Origin of the sequence: Terrisporobacter sp. (assembly GCF_017888745.1) — a bacterium.
In the GTDB taxonomy this organism is placed as follows: domain Bacteria; phylum Bacillota; class Clostridia; order Peptostreptococcales; family Peptostreptococcaceae; genus Terrisporobacter.
The window spans coordinates 1-4,087 of sequence record NZ_JAGHFM010000217.1; the positions used below are offsets into that span (position 1 = coordinate 1).

3 protein-coding genes are annotated in these 4,087 nt (G+C 24.2%); all 3 read left to right on the forward strand.

The window, feature by feature from the left end:
• Positions 1 to 98 precede the first annotated feature (98 nt).
• Positions 99 to 476, forward strand: a complete 378-nt coding sequence (locus J7G74_RS10455; RefSeq protein WP_297134996.1) for a DUF1492 domain-containing protein — start codon at positions 99 to 101, stop codon at positions 474 to 476.
• Positions 477 to 568: 92 nt separating this feature from the next.
• On the forward strand, positions 569 to 778 hold the full coding sequence (locus J7G74_RS10460) for a hypothetical protein (RefSeq protein ID WP_297134998.1): 210 nt from the start codon (positions 569 to 571) through the stop codon (positions 776 to 778).
• 1,701 nt (positions 779 to 2,479) lie between these two features.
• The gene (locus J7G74_RS10465; RefSeq protein ID WP_297135000.1) at positions 2,480 to 3,688 is read left to right on the forward strand and encodes a Fic family protein; all 1,209 of its coding nucleotides are present in this window, start codon (positions 2,480 to 2,482) and stop codon (positions 3,686 to 3,688) included.
• Positions 3,689 to 4,087: the final 399 nt, after the last annotated feature.

A 4,087-nucleotide genomic window follows, 5' to 3' on the forward strand; every position in this document is an offset into this window, starting at 1 on the left:
TAACGGTTATTGTAATTCTAGATTAGAATTTATTAAGAGATTAGAGGAAGAACAAATAAAAAGAGATAAAGAGTTTATGAGTTACTATAGAGGATAATATGAAAAAAGATAAATATTATAAAATGACGGAAGAGATATTAAAAGACTATAATAATACATTACATTTAATAGAGCTTATTAATTTGGAATTGGAAGAAAAAGCTGATACAGATCATGTAGATAAATTAAAACATATTAAAAATAAACATGAAATAATTATTAAGAAATTAGACATAGCTATTAATTGTATGAGTGATGAAGAATACTGTCTATTTGACAGTTTGTATATAAATAAAGAAAAACCTATTAGTATAATGTGTAAATTAAATGTATCTAAAAGTACATATTATGAGTTAAAAAAGAAGCTAATATTTAAAATTAGTGAAATAATATATCCTAAGTGTATAAGGGATATGCATGAGAGCCATTTATTTTAGTTTAGAAGCTATTTTAAATGGCTTTTTTAATTTATAATATAATAAATGTCGCAATTGTTATATATTACCAAGTGAAAGGAGGAGGAGATATTATGAGCAAAAATACTAAATTATTATACTGCATTTTAGGGAGTGTAATTTTAGCTTTAACAAGTATTCCTACATTTTATGATGCAGTTCACTATATTCCAGTAGTTGGATTTTATTTAAGTCAATTGATTTGTTTTATTTCAGGTATAGGAGTAATACTAACAACATATTTTGCTATACTATTGATAAAAGAAAATTGGAGTTTTAAGTAGATAAAATTAATATATTATGGCTTAGTAGTAAAGCTTATGGTTGTTATAAATTGTATACAATAGGGGAGATTTTATAATGTTAAGCATATCATGGAGCAATTTAGTAATATCTATATTTATTATATATATATTTGCCTATTTAGGTATAAAATTTATAAGATTTATGTTAAAACGATAGTTTATAATTTAATATATTGTGAAGCAGAGGGTAGGGGTTGTGCTCCTACTTTTTTATGTTTTATTATGAACGTTTTTTGATTTTTCCAAAACGAATGAATGGAGTACTCCAAATAAATTTAAACATGCTAAATATTGAAATGAGGATATTTTATTAGTATTTAGGGGTGCAACATTTTTGAACGTTTCCAAAACGACAAATAAATAGAGTACTCCAATGATTTAAGATGATAAATATTGAAATATCAACGATTGTAATTATTGTATTATTTGGAACGGTTACTTTTAGGTTGCACCCTTTTGGAGTACTTCCAAAACAAACAAATAGTTGCAATAATACCATAAGATTATCCTAATTTATTTTTAGGTATACCCTTTTAACTAATATATAATTAATATTGTTATAGCGAAAAGTTGAATAGAGTACTCCAAAAAGAATGCTAAGAATTGCTAAGGATTGCGATAAGCATAATATGCGTATCCATAAATAAATGTTCATGTAATATCGGAAAATGTCGTATTTCAAATGAGCCCTCCAAATAGAAGCTGGGCCAAATTTTAAGCTGGGTACAGATAAAGATTCAACCTTATACATATTATTAAAAAAAAGATTAACAACTCAAGGAGGTAACAAAATGTTCCTCCCTTTTATGATGCCTTGAATTAGGGTATCGGCGATTTGGAGACTCCCTAATTAACTCAATCCAATTTTGGATTAACATCTATACCAATGATATAGCTTCTTATTACTAAATTAGATTGAGTATCTTAAAAAAGGGATAATATTAGGACTAGGTACTAATAATAAATGGTCCATAGTTACTACAAGATTATAGAATTTATTCTACACATTTTACACACCCTAAAAAAGAGTATTCGGAGTTTTCGGAGTTCTTAAAAAGAAGTACTCTGACTTTTCTGACTCCCTAAAAGGTAAATTATCGGCCTTTTCGGCTACCCTAAAAAAGATACTCGGTTATTATTCGGCACTTTCGGCAGTCTTAAAAAAGAAACTATTTCCACAGATAGAGATAAAGGAAGTCAGATTTAAAATCCGAAAACCCTAAATAACCCTAATAGTTATATTTTAGGAGTCAATGATATTGCTGAGTAATGCTAAGGTTAAAAACTTAATATTTATACAAAGTGTAAAGTTTTTAACAACTATAATAAATCTTAACAATTATTTTTAAACCTTTTATAGTCATTAAAAAGAGATTTGGGAATTATCTAGTAATAATAATTTTAAAATTATTCAAAATATTAACATGCTTTCTTTATTGTATATATAATGTGTAAAAAATAATATGCATATATATTTGTTTGGAAAATAAAATGATAGTTTTAAATTAAATGTATAATATTATTAAAAATGTTTGATAATAAGAAAGAATACCTTTAAATTAGATAATATATTATTAAAAAATATGTATTTTATAAATAAATGTCTAAAAATTTTAATATACTTTTTAAAAATGCTGTTTTATAATAAGTATTAATAATTTATTATAAGGGAGTGAGATTATGGATTATAAATTATTATCACACTTATATTACAAAAGTAAAACTTTATATGAAGAAACTTATATAAGTAGATATGAAAGTGAATCAACTTATAGATTTAATTTTAAAATAAAAGGTAACAATGCTTTTGTTGTTATTAATAATGATCTAGTTCAAAAACTAGATAAAATATTAGAATTAGATAAAGAATTATTAATTATTATGAATTCTGTTCCACCTATTGCATTAAAACAATATCAAAGAACTTGTCTAGTAGATGAAATAAGAATGACAAATGAAATAGAGGGAGTAAATAGTACAAGAAAAGAAATTAATGATATATTAAATGATAAGAATAATAAAGATATTCACAAAAGACTTTATGGTATAGTAAAGAAGTATGAAATGTTACTTAATGATGAGGATATAGATCTTTTAAATTGCAAATCAATACGAAAATTATATGATGATTTAACTTTGATTGATATAATTAAAGATAATCCAGAGCATGAACCGGATGGTGATATTTTTAGAAAAGATAAAGTTTATATCTATAATAAATATCAAAAGGAGATTCACACAGGCGTAATGCCAGAAAGTGAAATAATAGAAAGCATGTCAAATGCTTTAGATATGCTTCATTGTAATGATTATAATTTTTTAATAAGAATAGCGGTATTTCATTATATGTTTGGATATATACATCCTTTCTATGATGGAAATGGAAGAACAAGTAGATTTATAAGCAGCTATTTATTATCTAAAAGATTAGTAAGTTTAGTTTCATATAGAATAGCCTATACTATTAAAGAAAACATAAATACATATTATAAGAGTTTTGAACTTACAAATGATGAGAAAAATAAAGGAGATATGACATACTTTGTATTAGTATTTTTTGATTTTATTATCAAATCGATAGAAGAATTATATCAATCCTTACTTGATAAATATAATAGATTAGAGCACTATGAAGAGATTATAAATAAACAGTTCTCAGATAACGATAAGTTATGTACTATAACATATCTTTTAGTACAAAGTACATTATTTAATGATGATGATAGTTTAGGTATTAAAGATATACATTACTACACTAATATTAGTATAAGTAGCGTTCGTAGTATAATAAGATTGCTGAAGGAATATGATCTATTATCTATTAGTAAAGTGGGAAATAGATTAACATATGATGTAAATTTAGATAAATTAGATAGTTATAATGAATAAAAACTAGGTGATTAAAAGCCTGGTTTTTTATTTTATTTAGCTATTATCTATTTGATATAGTTTGAAGTATGAGTTCTCTTGACAAGTTAACATAGCTTATGTTTCAATGTAATACTTTATATTGGGTTTACCATGATTTCTATAGATCTTCTTTTTCATCATTTTTAGGAACAATAATATTAATAATAAAAGAGATATGGCATGCATATATAATTTGTTTAGCACACATTTAGCACACAATTAAAATTAACTTTAAAAAAATATAAAAGAATTAAATAAAAAATACAATTGCTATAAGTAAGTAATATACTAGAAGATAAAGAAAAATAAAAAGATTGAAATCACAAAAAAATATATGTTAGAGTATCCCCTCATCTCCACCATTCAAACCCTCGAAAA